Genomic DNA, 14,984 nt, shown 5'->3' on the forward strand with positions numbered 1-14,984 from the left:
TATGCCGAAGAAAACAAACTTACGTAAAGTATTGGTGATTGGGTCCGGACCAATCATTATCGGCCAGGCGGCTGAATTCGATTATGCCGGCACACAGGCTTGCCGGGCTTTGAAAGAGGAAGGCCTGGAGGTTGTACTGGTCAATAGCAATCCGGCTACGATCATGACTGATGCCAATATTGCCGACCGCGTGTATATTGAACCGCTTACGCCTGAATTTGTGGAAGAAGTCATTGCCAAGGAACGCCCCGACGGTGTACTGGCAACGCTGGGCGGTCAGGCCGGCTTGAATCTGGCGGTAAAACTGGCCGAACGGGGTGTGCTGGAAAAATATAAAGCCGAGCTGTTGGGGACATCACTGGAAGCGATCAAAAAGGCGGAAGACCGGGAATTGTTTAAATTGACGATGCAAAAGATCGGCGAGCCCATCCCGGAAAGTACGATTGTGGAAGACATAGAGAGCGCCCAAGCCTTTGCCGATCAAATCGGTTTTCCGATTATTGTGCGTCCCGCTTATACTCTGGGGGGAACCGGTGGCGGGATTGTAAACAACACGGAAGAACTGGTTGATGTAGTAAACCGTGGTTTGAAGTACAGTATGATTGGTCAAGTGTTGATTGAACGCAGTGTGGCCGGCTGGAAGGAAATTGAGTACGAAGTCATGCGGGATGCTGCCAACAACTGCATTACCGTTTGTAATATGGAAAACTTTGATCCGGTGGGCATTCATACCGGTGACAGTATCGTTGTTGCACCTACGCAAACCTTAACCGACCATGAATATCAAATGCTGCGCAGTGCATCACTCCGGATTATCCGTGAACTGGGTATCGAAGGCGGCTGCAATGCACAGTACGCCCTGGACCCTAACAGCAGCCGCTATTATGTCATTGAGGTCAATCCCCGGGTCAGTCGGTCCAGCGCCCTGGCTTCTAAGGCTACGGGATATCCGATTGCCAAAGTGGCTACTAAGATTGCGATAGGCTATCATTTGGATGAAATTCAAAATGCGGTAACCCAGAAGACGATGGCCTGCTTTGAGCCTACCCTGGATTACCTGGTGGTTAAATTCCCGAGATGGCCCTTTGACAAGTTTATTTTCGCCGACCGAATTCTGGGGACCCAGATGAAAGCCACCGGTGAGGTTATGTCCATCGACCGGACCTTTGAGGCGGCTTTACTGAAAGCGATCCGTTCGCTGGAAATCGGACTGCATCATGTCGGCATTCCCGAACTGGCAAAGTTGTCAACCGAAGAGATACATGCTAATTTGAGCAAAGCCAATGATGAACGGTTGTTTGTGGTGGCGGAAGCGCTGCGGCGTGGGATCGGCGTGGATGAGATTCATCGGATTACCGGGATTGACGAGTTTTTCCTGCAAAAAATACTGAATATCGTCCAAATGGAAACACGTCTGAAAGAAGAGGTCTTGGCGCCGGAACTAATACTGAAAGCCAAAAAGATGGGCTTTGCTGATAAAACGATTGGCGGGATTAGACAGCAGCCAATTGATGAAATCAGAAAGCTGCGCAAAAGTCAGCAGATTGTTCCCTGCTACAAAATGGTGGATACCTGCGCGGCGGAATTTGAAGCGGTGACTCCCTATTACTATTCCACCTACGCCCAGGAGGATGAGGTCAGCATCACCGACCGGCGCAAAATCATTGTGCTGGGGTCCGGTCCGATCCGCATCGGACAGGGCGTAGAGTTTGATTATTGCTCGGTTCACTCTGTGTGGGCTTTACGGGAAATGGGCATTGAATCCATTATCATTAATAACAACCCGGAAACGGTAAGCACCGACTTTGATACGTCGGACAGACTGTATTTCGAACCGCTTACCCCGGAGGATGTATTAAATATTATCGATAAAGAGGAACCGGAAGGCGTTATTGTGCAGTTTGGTGGTCAAACCGCCATTAATCTGGCCGAACCGCTGGCCAAGGCCGGCGTTAAAATCATGGGCACCAGCGTGGAAGACATCGACCGGGCCGAAGACCGGGAAAAATTTGACGAGGTACTTGAGCAAAGCGGCATACCGCGTCCGAAAGGAACTACCGTTACCAATACGGAAGATGCCATAACCGCTGCGGCAGAGATTGAGTATCCTGTAGTCGTTCGTCCGTCCTATGTACTGGGAGGACGCGCGATGGAAATTGTCTATAACGAAACCGAGCTTAGAGATTATATGGGCCGGGCGGTTAAAGCTTCGCCGGAGCATCCGGTGCTGGTAGACCGTTATATGCAGGGGACGGAAGTGGAAGTAGATGCGATTTCCGACGGAACCGATGTCTTTATCCCGGGCATCATGGAGCATGTGGAGCGGGCAGGTGTTCACTCCGGCGATAGCATTGCCGTATATCCGACCCAAACCTTGTCGAAAAAGGTGCTGGCTACGGTTGTTAACTATACGCAGCGTCTGGCCAGAAGCCTGCGGGTTAAGGGACTTATCAATATTCAGTATGTAGTGGTTGATGAAGAGGTTTATGTGATTGAGGTAAACCCGCGCTCCAGCCGCACCATTCCTTTTCTAAGCAAGGTAACGGATATACCGATGGTTAACGTGGCTACAAGAGTGGCGATGGGGGCGACCTTGGCTTCCCTTGGCTATCAATCGGGCTTACTGCCGGCTAAACCCTATACGGCCGTGAAGGCTCCCGTATTCTCCTTTGCCAAGATGCAGCAGGTAGATATCTCGCTGGGGCCGGAAATGAAGTCCACCGGTGAAGTTATGGGTACTGATTATCACTATGCCAGAGCGCTGTATAAGGCAATTGTGGCTGCCGGTATGAATATTCCTGAGTATGGGACCATTCTGTTCACAGTGGCTGACAAGGACAAACAGGAAGCCGGCGAACTGGCTAGAGGCTTTGCCGAATTGGGCTACAAACTGGTTTCTACGGCCGGAACGGCGAAGTATCTACAATCACTGGGGCTAGCGGTGGACACGGTGCAAAAAGTGCATGAACATTCAGCCGATATCATTCAGATGATCAAAACAGGAAAAATCAACATGGTGGTCAACACGATCACTCATGGCAAACAGCAGCAAAGCGACGGTTTTAAAATTCGCCGGGCAACAGTAGAGCATGCGATTCCTTGTCTGACTTCGATCGATACAGCACAGGAAGTACTGGAGGTGCTGGGCTTTATGCGGGAACGCCGGCTGATCTACGCGTTAGCTTTACAGGATTATGTGGGCGGAGGCGATGATCTTGCCTAAACTGATAGTGAAGGCGACGGTTGTCAGGCATACTAACCTAACCAGTCAGGTAAAACAGTTAGTTCTCCAGGCACCGGACATTGCCGAACAAACCGTACCGGGGCAGTTTGTGCATATACGGGTGGCGGATTGCTACGAACCGCTGCTCAGACGTCCGATCAGTATTTCCAATGTGGACCGGGCTAATGGAACGATCTATCTGATCTATCGTGTTGTCGGGAGAGGCACGCAGCTCCTGGCCCGTTTGAAACCCGGTGATCTGCTCAATTGCATGGGGCCATTGGGCAACGGCTTTACTTTACAAGGGGAACGGCCGTTGCTGGTTGGTGGAGGCATGGGGCTGGCGCCATTGGTTTATCTGGCGGCTACCCTGTGTCCTAATCCGGTAACGGTGCTTATGGGCGGCCGGACAGAACAGGAGATGTTTTGGACCGGTATCTTCAAAAGCTTGTGCGAAAACCTTCATATTACCACCGACGACGGCAGTCTGGGACAGCGCGGCATAACACTGGATTTATTGCCGGAACTGCTGAAAAGTAAGTCCTTCGATATGATCTATACCTGTGGGCCAAGCCGGATGATGGCCGGTGTGGTAAACTATGCCGCGACCTACGAAATTCCCTGCCAGGTCTCGCTGGAGGAATATATGGCCTGCGGTGTCGGGGCCTGCCTGTCCTGCACCTGTGAAGCCACGAACGGTCCCAGAAAGAAGACCTGTACGGAAGGTCCTGTTTTCTGGTCGGGGGAGGTTGTTCTATGAGCAAGCCTGAGCATATGTTACAAACTGAAGTGGCCGGAATAAGGATGAAGAATCCGGTAATGGCTGCATCAGGCACCTTTGGTTTTGGGGTAGAGTACCGGGAATTTCTTGATTTAAACCAAATCGGTGCCATTGTGGTCAAAGGTACAACTTTGAAGCCACGGGCCGGCAATTGCGGCCGGCGGATTGCGGAGACGCCGGCAGGGATGCTTAACGCAATCGGGTTGGAGAATCCCGGGGTGGAAGCATTAATTGATAATATTTTACCAACGCTGCGAGAGTATGATGTTCCGGTGCTTGTCAATATTTCCGGCAATACGGTGGAAGAATACGGCGAGTTGGCTAAACGCCTGGATAAAACAGGCATTGCCGGTATTGAGATTAATATATCCTGTCCCAATGTAAAAGAGGGGGGGATTGCGTTCGGAACAAACTGTGACAGTGCAGCGTCTGTAGTAAAAACTGTGAAGGCGAATACGGCTTTGCCGGTTATAACCAAGTTGTCACCCAATGTCACCGATATTGTGGCTATGGCGTTGGCTGTAGAGGCCGCCGGTTCCGATGCTATCTCGCTAATCAATACTCTGGTGGGGATGGCGGTGGATATTCATAGCTGGCGTCCTGTACTGGGCAATGTAGTGGGCGGCCTTTCCGGGCCGGCAGTCAAACCGGTGGCACTTCGGATGGTCTGGCAAGTTTGTCAGGCGGTAAAGATTCCGGTCATTGGCATGGGCGGTATCATGACGGCGGAGGACGCCATTGAGTTTATGCTTGCCGGGGCTAGTGCCGTCATGGTGGGAACGGCAAATTTTGTTGATCCGCAGACGATAGAAAAAGTGGTAACCGGACTGGAAGAATATGTAGTGAAACGTGATTTGAGCTGCATACAGGATGTTGTGGGAAAACTGAAGGTAAACTAACCGGTAGGGGAGTGACGCGCCATTGGCGGGAGATAAGCGATTAATCGTGGCACTGGATGTGCCGGATATGGGCCAGGCCAGAAATTTGGTAGAAAAACTGGGTGATTCCGTAAGCTATTATAAAGTGGGAATGGAGCTTTACTACAGTACCGGCAGAGAGGTTATTGCCTATTTGCGCAGTCTGAATAAAGACGTATTCCTGGACTTAAAGCTGCACGACATACCAAACACGGTGGCGCAGAGCCTGAGGGTACTAACCGAACTTGGCGCTTCCATGCTGAATATTCACGCTTCCGGCGGCTTGGCTATGATGAAGGCAGCCAGCCAGGCAGTGGCGAATAAGGCGGATCAGTTGGGAATTTCCCGGCCTGCGTTAATTGCCGTTACCGTATTGACCAGTATCGATGCTGCAGACTGGGCTAATTTGCGGCATGATATGAGTATTAAAGAGCATGTTGTACATTTGGCAAAACTGGCACAGTCTGCCGGAATTGACGGTGTGGTCGCTTCACCACAGGAAGCGGAAGCCATCCGTGCAGCTTGTGGCGAGAAGTTCATCATCGTAACTCCGGGGGTTAGACCGCAGGGCGCGGCTATCAACGATCAGAGCCGGATTGCTACACCGCTGGAGGCCTTGAAAAAAGGCGCCCACCATCTGGTTATAGGGCGTCCCATTACGGCAGCTGCTGATCCACGGACTGCTGCTCTGGAAATTCGAAAAGAGATGGAGGCTGTCTAAGATGAATGAAGCAGAGGTAAGACAGTTATTTGTTGATTCAGGGGCTATTATGGAAGGGCACTTTTTACTGACCTCCGGCTTACATAGCCCTTTGTATGTAGAAAAATTTCAAGTCTTGCAATATCCGGAATATACGGCGAAACTGTGCGCCGCGCTGGCGGCAAGATTTGTGAATGATCATATCGGACTGGTTGTCGGACCGGTAACGGGCGGCATTTTATTGGCCCATGAGGTCGGGAAAAACTTGGGGACCCGGGCTATTTTTACGGAAAGAGAAAATGGGAATATGACACTTCGCCGGGGGTTTACCATCAAACCAGGTGAACGTGTGCTTATTGTGGAAGATATCGTAACCACCGGCGGTTCGGTGGATGAAGTTATTTCTGTAGTTCGTCAGCAGGGCGGCATACCGGCAGCAGTCGGTATGCTGGTTGACAGAAGCGGTGGCAAGGTGGATTTTGGGATACCGTCGCAGGCCCTGCTGCATCTGACAGTGGACACCTATACGACGGAACAATGTCCTCTTTGTGCGGCGGGAAAACCCTTTACCAAAAGGGGAAGCCGCAAATTGTAAGGATAAATTGTCCTCCCTGGTATAGTTGAAATAGCAGAGAGGACAATTTAGTTTAAAGAGGATTGAGTTTTTTTCCAGCATATGATATGATGAGTATTGCAGTTGTTACAACTGTGCTTGGCCCGGTGGTGTAGTGGTTAACATGCCGCCCTGTCACGGCGGAGATCGAGGGTTCAAGTCCCTTCCGGGTCGCCACGCTATCATTTCTAATAATTTAAACAAAAAAACATGCTTGACATAATTAAAACAATATAGTAAAATTATATGCGTGGTAAGGAAATAAAACCTGCGGAAGTAGCTCAGTGGTAGAGCATCGCCTTGCCAAGGCGAGGGTCGCGAGTTCGAATCTCGTTTTCCGCTCCATATCTAGGGGTATAGCTCAATTGGTAGAGTAGCGGTCTCCAAAACCGTTGGTTGAGGGTTCAAGTCCTTCTGCCCCTGCCAGAAAACACAAGGCTCTCAGCGATTTGCTGAGAGCTATTTAATTTCATGGGGCAAATAATGGGGTAATCTTTCGTTATTAGTTCCAAGTTGTGGATTGCGAGTTCGAATCTCGTTGTCCGTTCCAGTAACACTAAAGCCTTCTAGCAAATCGCTAGAAGGCTTTAGTGTTACTGGGGGAGTATCTATGCAGCAATATCGGGGTTTGTATCCTCTGTTATACGAGCATTTTATGGTTATATCATTAAATTATTTAATGAAGTCTTGGGTCACATACACTTTGCCCTGACTGTCATAAGCCACACCAATACCGACTGTAGTGTAATTGGAGTTTAATATATTTGCCCGATGGCCTGAACTATTCATGAAAGCAGTTTCAGCAGCCTCAACACTAGTATTCTCTGCAATATTTTCACCTGCCGCGGTATAAGAGATGCCGGCTGCTTTTAAACGGTCAGTAACTGTTTTTCCATCGGGATTGGTATGTGAAAAGAAGCTGCGGGTGACCATATCTTGTGAGTGGCTCCGTGCTACTGCGGTTAATGCGGAACTTACTTTTAAATCCGCCAAACCGTTTGCTTTTCGATCGGCATTCATAAGCTGGACAGCCTGCTGTTCAGCAGCGCTGACAGAGGTCGTTGCTGTTGACGTTCCTGTCGTTCCGGACGAACTTCCGCTATTGGTTTTAGGACTAACAGCACTTGGAGAATTGTTTTTCGAGTCGTTTACTTTGGTAACGGAGCTAATGTTCCATTGCGTTTTATTGTTATTCAATTGCAAAACAACATTATAAATACTATGTTGGTGATTAACTGAAACAATTGCCTGTGTAGCCGATTTCTTGACCAAGGAGAATGTATCTGTTTTGGCATTGAAACCCAGCTTATTGGCCGAAGCTTTCACTACCTGCAGCGGATCCTGCGCGACGCTGCTCGCGGTTTGGTTTTGGCTGCTTTGTATTACGGAATTACTTGTTTTTGCCGTATTATAAAAAATTTGCTGTTGTGAATTGGCTGCATAGACCGGTAATGTTGATGCCGTCATCATGTATAATCCCAAAGTTGTACTCAATAATCCAAGGGTTACATTGTGGTGCAAGTTCTTCAATATAGTCGCCTCCATATTAAATATTATAAGAAATACGTGGACAGCATTTCTTATGTTCCTACAATACAGGTTAATTCTTAAAAACTTCTTAATAAGCATGGTGAAATATTTGGTAGTTGCTTTTTTGCGGAAAACCTTACAGAATTCTGCAGAGGTTTTCGATATGGCTAGATACAAAATTTCTATATTATAATTTTAGTCTTCCAAATGCTGCTTTTCCAGACTACAGTATGGCAAGACCGTGAAACCATTCATTTCAAACAGTTAGCAATTCTCTACACCTTGGCTTTGATTTGGGTTGGTTTGCCGGGACGATCGATTTATTGGGTGTGTTCCTTTCTTACCTGTTTCAGGCAGGAAATTTACGTTGAACGAGGAATAACTCTGTGTATTTTCAAATCGTACTAGCCTTGTTTAGCATATTGAGCATGGTGTGCTGGTGAATTTATAAATAATGAAAAAGGGCGGTAGAAAGTTTATGCTGAAGGAAGAACGACAGAAGCAGCTATTGAATGTGCTGTACGCTGAAGGCAAAGTCATGGTAGATGATTTGTCTGCAAAATTTAGCACATCGCGCGATACGATTCGGCGGGATTTGAATGAGCTGGAGGAGCAGGGGATTCTAAAACGTGTCTATGGTGGCGCTATCCCGCAAAAGATGATTGCGCCGAGTTTTGATGGCAAGAAGAATGTGGAAACGGATGAAAAATATCTAATTGCCCAAAGAGCGTTAAGTCTACTCAAGCCGGATTCGCTTATTGCAATTGACGGCGGTACAACAAATGTCCTTTTTGCTTCACTTATGCCGCTTTCTACCTCCTTGCGCGTGGTAACGAACAGTTTTCCGGTTGTGGAAGAGCTTAGAAAACGACCGCGGATTGAAGTCATTTTTTTGGGTGGACGTTATAATAAAGATTCTTATACGACGGTAGGCGAAACGGCCTTGCGGCAATTGGAAGATTATCATTTTGACCAGTGCTTTTTAGGGGTTTATGCCTTAGATAGCAAGGTTGGTGCCTCTGTGCCACATCCGTACGAAGATGAGGCGGCAGTTAAGCAACTAATGGTGGCGAACAGCGCAGAAGTTAATCTCATGTGTGCTGCTTCGAAGCTTAGACGCATTTCTAACTATGTTATTTGTCCGTTAGAGTCAATAGACCGTATTATCTGTGGACATTCTGTGGAACAAAAAATAAGGCAGGAATTTCAAAATAAGATTTATTAAGCAAAACGATGTATTTTTAAAATTAAGCAGTACTTTATGCATGATGCAAGCCTCGCAGTTTATGTGAGGTTTTCTTTTTTTTTTGAGGGATGTGGAGAGGCATAAGCTGGTCAGATCTTCTGATTCAGTCGTATATTTTGTCATCCATAGTAAAAAATGATGTACACCTTTACAAACATGCATAAACAAGCATAACTTGTGCTTGATATGCAATATTCAGAAAACTATAATACAAATATGGACTTGATAAAGAAGTTGTGAAGGGAGAGATCTTATGAAAGTGAATATAAAAAAAGACGAATGTTGTTTGCGCGTTGGCATTTTAGGGTGTGGTATTATTTGCCAGGCAGCGCATTTAATTGGCAGTAGTAAAGCGCGGAATATCCATCTTCAGGCTATCTGTGATGTGGCTGAAGATTTACGAAATAAAATAGCTGGGATATATGAGCCTGACAGCGTTTATGCTGACTATGCGGACATGCTAAAAGATCCGGATATTGATGCTGTTATTATCGGTATTGGCGATCAGTTCCATGTACCTTGTGCAAAGCAGGCTATCCAAGCCGGTAAGCATACATTTATCGAAAAGCCAATGGGAGTATCAATCGAGGAATGTGAGGAACTCTGCAAGATGGCCGAAGAAAAAGGTTTGCTGCTGCAAATCGGTCATATGAAGCGTTATGATGAAGGGCTACAGTTTGCCAAAAAATTCAAAGAAGAAAAATTGGGGAAAATTACGACTTACAAAGGCTGGTACTGCGACAGTGTAGGGCGATATACACTCACTGATAATGTTATGCCGATTCTTTATACCAGCGAAGCGATGAAGAAGCCGAAAGGAAATCCGAAGGCCAAGCTCGATCACTATTATTTACTTGGTCATGGCAGCCATTTGTTTGATACGGCGCTATATATCATGGGCGATATTGACAAGGTTGCTGCCCGTTATGCACATCATGAAAACCAGCATTCCTGGCTTATTGACTGCGATTTCGCCGACGGATCGATTGGTAATTTAAATCTTATTGTAGCCATTGCTCAACAATGGCATGAAGGTTCGGAGATTTACGGTACGGGAGGTACGATTTTCACCAAAACCTACAATCCATGGGAATTCCGGTCTTCACGCGTGGAGTGTTATGACCGTGCGACTGATACCAGCGTGATTCCGGCGGCTTATGACGGTCAATTCTATCGTCGTGAACTGGAAGGTTTTGCGGATAGTATTTTGAACGGTAAGCCGTGTACAGGCGCAACGGCTTATGAAGGCATGCAGGTTATGCGTGCGCTTATTGCAACCTATCAATCTATCCAGGAAAATGGCAAGTGGATTGTTTTAAAAGATGCCAAGGGAGGTTTGTAAGATGGAACTTGGTATTTTCTCCCGCACCTATGAGGTGCAGAATATAAAGGAAATTTATAATCGTATGAAAACACACGCATTGCGTATCACTCAATTTAACTTATCCTCGGCTGGTTTACCGACTTTGCCAGAGAAGCTGGATGAACAGAAAATAATGGAGATCAAAGAGCTTTCCAGGCAGTATGGTATTCAGCTTGTGGCTTTATCAGGGACTTTTAATATGATTTCGCCGGACGAATCCATCCGTCAACAAAGCTGTAAGCAATTTGAAACACAATGTAAAATAGCTAAATTGCTGGATATTCCGATTGTCACTCTGTGTACCGGGTCAAGAAATCCAGACAGTCAGTGGCATTGGCATGATGATAACCGTAAACCGGAAGCTTGGGACGACCTCAGACGCTCTACCGAAACAATTCTGCGCTATGCGGAGGATAACGGTATTATACTTGGCGTGGAACCGGAAGTCAGTAATGTAGTATGTACGCCGAAGCTTGCACGTAAATATCTTGACGAAACAGGCAGCGAACATTTGAAAATTGTTATGGATGGGGCAAATCTGTTCCGGCTTAGCCAGGTTAGTGAAATGGAACACGTGCTGCGTGAAGCTTTTATATTATTAGGCAAGGATATTGTCCTTGCACATGCCAAAGATTTTTCCGTAGATAAAAATCTATCTTTCGTACCTGCTGGCAAAGGAATACTGGATTTTAAACTATACCTGCAGCTCTTGAAACAGACTGGCTATGACGGACCCATCGTTATGCACGGTTTATCTGAAGATCAGGTGCCGGACAGTCGAGATTTTTTGAAAGGAGTTTTGGCCTATGTCTGAGTTTAGGCATAATGGATTGCGGTTTCATTATGAGGTATCTGGCGAGGGCAACCCGTTGGTATTTTTGCACGGCCTGGGAGGCAGCATGGTACAGATAAAAAAAATCTATGAACCTATCAGTGGTGTGCAGCTTATCAATATGGACCAACAGGGGCACGGCGAGAGCGATATAGATTTAGAAACCTTGTCATTTGACAGTATGGGCGATGATGTGATTGCGCTCTTAGAGCATCTAGGATTGCAGCAGGTTTATTTAGCCGGCATTTCCATGGGGGCGGCAGTGAGCTTGAATATTGCCACCCGCTATCCTCAGCGTGTGAAAAAGCTCTTATTGATTCGTAATGCCTGGACCAATGAGGCGCAACCGGACGAGGTACAGCAGATTTTTAAGGATTGTGCGATGGCTCTAAAGGACAATGACATCGAAAAATTCTATGCAACCGATAGTTACAAGAAAATTTTTCGGTTATCAGCCTATACAACCAATGCATTTACCAATTATTTCAAGGATCCAGTGTCGGTAAGAAACTATAAAAAGTATCTGATATTGCCTAATAAGGTGCCTATCCCTTCGCTTGCTGTATTAAAAAAACTCAGAATGCCGGTCATGATTATTGCCAATGACAATGATCTGGCGCATCCTATCGCTTATAGCCGGTATCTGCACGAACACATTTCGGGAGCAGTTTACTATGAGATTGTAGATAAGGATAAAGATGCCGTTGGGCATCGGGAGGCTGTGAATTTCTATTTGCAGAAGCTTCTGTCTGAATAAGTGTTTTTCGGAGATCATTAGTTTAAGTGGTGGAAGACTATATGAAGGTAGCGGACAATAGGGTGATTTTTATAATTTGACGAAAAAAATTTCGTTACTATTTTAATAGAGAAAAATATTACAATGTACTGCGCAAAGAAAATTTTCTTTTTAAAATATTAAGAAACAAAACTTGTGATCACAAGGTGAATTGGGTATGTCCTTATCCTGGATTTTTAAAAAATTGAATTGTTCCCTAAAGAAAGGATGAGAAAATTGTTTAAATCATTTTTCATGAAATTCGTAAATAAGATTACGAATATTGGCGGGTCACTACAGACACCCATTGCCATTCTACCGGCAGCAGGTCTTTTATTAGCATTAGGTGTGGTTTTTACTAATAAGAGCTTCCTGGAAATGATGCCAATGGTAGATACTCCGACAGTCCATCATATATTTTCTGTTGCCCTGCAATGCGGTGCCATTATTTTCGGAAATTTACCATTAATTTTTGCAGCAGGTGTCGCTATTGGTCTTTGCAATAATGATGGTGTTGCAGCATTATCCGCTATTGTAGCCTATTTAATTATGAATGTAACGATTGGCGGACTATTAGGGATTACTCCGGAAATTGTTACAACCTCCCGGGCCTACGTGAATATGCTCGGTATTCCAACCTTACAGACCGGCGTATTAGGTGGTATTATCATCGGAGTACTCGTATCCAGTATTTATAATCGCTTTTTTGATATCAGATTACCTAAAGCTTTGGAATTTTTCGCCGGGAAAAGAAGCGTGCCAATTATTTCAGCATTTAGTGCTTTCTTTGTTGGTGTTATCATGTGCGTTATTTGGCCTCCTATCCAGGAACAAATTGATGCATTATCCCTTTTTCTGCAGAACAGCAATGGCGCTGTGGCTGGTTTTATGTTCGGCTTTGTCGAGCGCCTTACGATTCCGTTTGGCATGAATCACGTATGGTGGCCGACTTTCTGGTTGCAAGCCGGTGAATATGTAACTCAGTCCGGTAAGATTGTACATGGCGATCAATTGATTTTCTTTGCCCAACTAGCGGATAATGTGCCCATTACTTCGGGGCGCTTTATGAACGGTCTGTTTCTCTTAAAAATGTTCTCCATGCCGGCGGTAGCGCTTGCGATGTATCATTGCGCCAAACCAGAAAATAAAGCTAAAGTTGCAGGGATATTGATGTCAGGTGCGATAACCTCCTTCGTTTGCGGTATTACTGAGCCGTTGGAATTTTGCTTCATCTTTACGGCGCCGCTTCTCTTTTTCGTCTATGCAATTGTTACCGGTATGGGCTTTGCCGTTATGAATATGATTGGTGTGCATTTGGGGCTGTCATTCTCAGGCGGTTTGCTGGACTATGTATTTTTCAATGTTCTGCCCAACCGTACGTCTTGGTGGTTGCTTTTGCCCGTCGGTGTAATCGCTTTTGCCGTTTACTATCTAATGTTTATCTTTGCAATTCGAAAATTTGACTATAAGACACCGGGCCGTGAGGATGTCGTTGAGGATGAACAGGAAAATGAGCTCGGTGATATTGAGCTCATCAATGGGATAATCAAGGCACTTGGCGGTGCAGAGAATATCAAACATGTTAATGCCTGCTATTCGCGGTTACGGGTAGATGTTAAGGATACGGCTTGTGTTAGAAAGGATGAGTTTCAACAGCATTTAAAAGCCTCGGGAGTAAGTATTCTTGGCCAGAACGTCCAGGTTATTTATGGTATGAAGGCTGTAGCGATAAAAGAAGGGGTGCTCGCGATGTTGCGCGGCCAGACTATTGTTGGCGATAAAATTTCTCGTGTTGAAGGGGATATCAATATCAGTACTGCCCCACGAAAACTGCAGGATATGGTTTCACCCTATGCCGGAAATATTATGCCGCTTGATCGAGTTCCCGATGAGGTTTTTAGTAAAAAAATGGTTGGTGACGGCTTTGCTATTGAGCTTACGGACAGCAGGGTCGATGCACCTGTCAATGCCACAGTTATCAGTATCTTTCCCACAAAGCATGCGATTTCTTTGCTTGATGAAAACCAGAATGAAATCTTACTCCATTTGGGACTGAATACAGTCAACCTTAGTGGAGAAGGGTTTGAAATTTTTGTAACGCCCGGTGAAAAGGTAATGGCAGGGCAATTGTTAGCTAAAGTAGATCTTGAAGTACTGCGTAAAAATAACCTTTCGGCAGTTTCACCGATTATTTTTACTAATATGGATGCGCAGAAACTGCAGGTCTGCAACGTAAAGCAAGGCAAGGTCCTGCGCGGGGATAAAAAGTTATTTGCGATTGAAGCTATATAGTCAAGACTTTATTCCAGGATGTATAGAGACATCGGATTATGAAAAGAGGAATAGGGCTATTCCTCTTTTTATATAAAACTTTACGAAATAAATTTCTTGTAAAAAATAAAGCGAAAAAAATTACAGAAGAGGTTAAGTCATGGGAATTCGAAAATATGAGAATATTGTTTTAGATGAATTGAATACGACGCTAAATCGAATTGATGAAAATGCGGTGGAAGAGGCTATTCGTATCTTGAAACAAGCGAATAAGGTTTTTGTTTTGGGATTAGGACGTACTGGTCTTATGGGAAAATCTTTTGCGATGCGTCTCATGCATATGGGTAAAGACGCCTATGTTGTTGGTGAAACAATCACACCGAATTTAGAAGATGGCGATGTGCTGATCGTAGGCTCGGGCTCAGGTGAAACCAAAGGGCTTGTGCAGATGGCGGAAAAAGCGAAATCCTATCAGGGCAGAGTAATTGCCCTGACAGCTACACCAAATTCGACTATTACAAGGATTGCCGATGTGAGCATCGTTATCCAAGCGCCGACTAAAAATAAAGATGAAAGTGATTTTGTATCGGTGCAGCCAATGGCATCTTTGTATGAGCAAAGTATTTTACTGCTCTGTGATTCCATGATTTTAGAACTTATGGACATGGCGGAAGAAAATAATGATGAGATGTTTAAGCGGCACTCAAATTTAGAATAAGAGAGGAAACACTGC

At 45.6% G+C, this 14,984-nt stretch carries 12 protein-coding genes and 3 tRNA genes; 14 read left to right on the top strand and 1 reads right to left on the bottom strand.

Features of this window, described 5'->3' with window-relative positions; all coding sequences use genetic code 11:
* Position 1 precedes the first annotated feature (1 nt).
* From carB to BMW43_RS14395, 8 genes are all read left to right on the top strand, one after another.
* Positions 2–3,223: a carbamoyl-phosphate synthase large subunit gene (gene carB, locus BMW43_RS14360; RefSeq protein ID WP_091748982.1), complete on the top strand. Its 3,222-nt coding sequence runs from the start codon at positions 2–4 to the stop codon at positions 3,221–3,223.
* Positions 3,216–3,983, top strand: a complete 768-nt coding sequence (locus tag BMW43_RS14365) for a dihydroorotate dehydrogenase electron transfer subunit (RefSeq protein ID WP_091748985.1) — start codon at positions 3,216–3,218, stop codon at positions 3,981–3,983. The genes carB and BMW43_RS14365 overlap by 8 nt, the downstream gene beginning before the upstream one ends.
* Complete coding sequence (locus BMW43_RS14370; protein ID WP_091748988.1) at positions 3,980–4,903, top strand: dihydroorotate dehydrogenase; 924 nt, start codon at positions 3,980–3,982, stop codon at positions 4,901–4,903. The genes BMW43_RS14365 and BMW43_RS14370 overlap by 4 nt, the downstream gene beginning before the upstream one ends.
* Positions 4,904–4,925: 22 nt before the next feature.
* On the top strand, positions 4,926–5,642 hold the full coding sequence (gene pyrF, locus BMW43_RS14375) for an orotidine-5'-phosphate decarboxylase (protein WP_091748991.1): 717 nt from the start codon (positions 4,926–4,928) through the stop codon (positions 5,640–5,642).
* Between the two features lies 1 nt (position 5,643).
* Positions 5,644–6,216, top strand: coding sequence for an orotate phosphoribosyltransferase (gene pyrE / locus BMW43_RS14380; RefSeq protein WP_091748994.1), 573 nt, complete (start codon positions 5,644–5,646; stop codon positions 6,214–6,216).
* Between the two features lie 119 nt (positions 6,217–6,335).
* Positions 6,336–6,411, top strand: a tRNA-Asp gene (locus BMW43_RS14385).
* 93 nt (positions 6,412–6,504) lie between these two features.
* Positions 6,505–6,579: transfer RNA gene (locus BMW43_RS14390), tRNA-Gly, on the top strand.
* A 5-nt stretch (positions 6,580–6,584) separates the two neighbouring features.
* Positions 6,585–6,660 (top strand) — tRNA-Trp (locus tag BMW43_RS14395).
* Between the two features lie 246 nt (positions 6,661–6,906).
* On the opposite strand, the gene BMW43_RS14400 is transcribed toward BMW43_RS14395, so the two are convergent.
* Positions 6,907–7,764, bottom strand: a complete 858-nt coding sequence (locus BMW43_RS14400) for a CAP domain-containing protein (RefSeq protein WP_245732489.1) — start codon at positions 7,762–7,764, stop codon at positions 6,907–6,909.
* A 478-nt stretch (positions 7,765–8,242) separates the two neighbouring features.
* Here BMW43_RS14400 and BMW43_RS14410 point away from each other — a divergent pair, with 478 nt between their 5' ends.
* The 6 genes from BMW43_RS14410 (at position 8,243) to hxlB (ending at position 14,969) form a co-directional block, all read left to right on the top strand.
* Positions 8,243–8,989 carry a DeoR/GlpR family DNA-binding transcription regulator gene (locus tag BMW43_RS14410; RefSeq protein WP_177173608.1) on the top strand — a complete coding sequence of 249 codons (747 nt, stop codon included), beginning with the start codon at positions 8,243–8,245 and terminating at the stop codon, positions 8,987–8,989.
* A 274-nt stretch (positions 8,990–9,263) separates the two neighbouring features.
* Positions 9,264–10,352, top strand: a complete 1,089-nt coding sequence (locus BMW43_RS14415) for a Gfo/Idh/MocA family protein (protein ID WP_091749007.1) — start codon at positions 9,264–9,266, stop codon at positions 10,350–10,352.
* Between the two features lies 1 nt (position 10,353).
* The gene (locus tag BMW43_RS14420) at positions 10,354–11,187 is read left to right on the top strand and encodes a sugar phosphate isomerase/epimerase family protein (protein WP_177173609.1); all 834 of its coding nucleotides are present in this window, start codon (positions 10,354–10,356) and stop codon (positions 11,185–11,187) included.
* Positions 11,180–11,962: an alpha/beta fold hydrolase gene (locus BMW43_RS14425; RefSeq protein ID WP_091749013.1), complete on the top strand. Its 783-nt coding sequence runs from the start codon at positions 11,180–11,182 to the stop codon at positions 11,960–11,962. The genes BMW43_RS14420 and BMW43_RS14425 overlap by 8 nt, the downstream gene beginning before the upstream one ends.
* Positions 11,963–12,217: 255 nt before the next feature.
* Positions 12,218–14,272: a PTS sugar transporter subunit IIABC gene (locus BMW43_RS14430; RefSeq protein ID WP_218140696.1), complete on the top strand. Its 2,055-nt coding sequence runs from the start codon at positions 12,218–12,220 to the stop codon at positions 14,270–14,272.
* Between the two features lie 139 nt (positions 14,273–14,411).
* The gene (hxlB, locus tag BMW43_RS14435; protein ID WP_091749019.1) at positions 14,412–14,969 is read left to right on the top strand and encodes a 6-phospho-3-hexuloisomerase; all 558 of its coding nucleotides are present in this window, start codon (positions 14,412–14,414) and stop codon (positions 14,967–14,969) included.
* The last annotated feature ends 15 nt before the right edge of the window (positions 14,970–14,984 follow it).

The organism is Propionispora vibrioides (genome assembly GCF_900110485.1).
In the GTDB taxonomy this organism is placed as follows: domain Bacteria; phylum Bacillota; class Negativicutes; order Propionisporales; family Propionisporaceae; genus Propionispora; species Propionispora vibrioides.

Coding starts and splice junctions, on each gene's coding strand:
- carB (WP_091748982.1), top strand. CDS start 2: ATGCCGAAGAAAACAAACTTACGTAAAGTATTGGTGATTGGGTCCGGA.
- BMW43_RS14425 (WP_091749013.1), top strand. CDS start 11,180: ATGTCTGAGTTTAGGCATAATGGATTGCGGTTTCATTATGAGGTATCT.
- BMW43_RS14420 (WP_177173609.1), top strand. CDS start 10,354: ATGGAACTTGGTATTTTCTCCCGCACCTATGAGGTGCAGAATATAAAG.
- hxlB (WP_091749019.1), top strand. CDS start 14,412: ATGGGAATTCGAAAATATGAGAATATTGTTTTAGATGAATTGAATACG.
- BMW43_RS14410 (WP_177173608.1), top strand. CDS start 8,243: ATGCTGAAGGAAGAACGACAGAAGCAGCTATTGAATGTGCTGTACGCT.
- BMW43_RS14370 (WP_091748988.1), top strand. CDS start 3,980: ATGAGCAAGCCTGAGCATATGTTACAAACTGAAGTGGCCGGAATAAGG.
- pyrE (WP_091748994.1), top strand. CDS start 5,644: ATGAATGAAGCAGAGGTAAGACAGTTATTTGTTGATTCAGGGGCTATT.
- BMW43_RS14415 (WP_091749007.1), top strand. CDS start 9,264: ATGAAAGTGAATATAAAAAAAGACGAATGTTGTTTGCGCGTTGGCATT.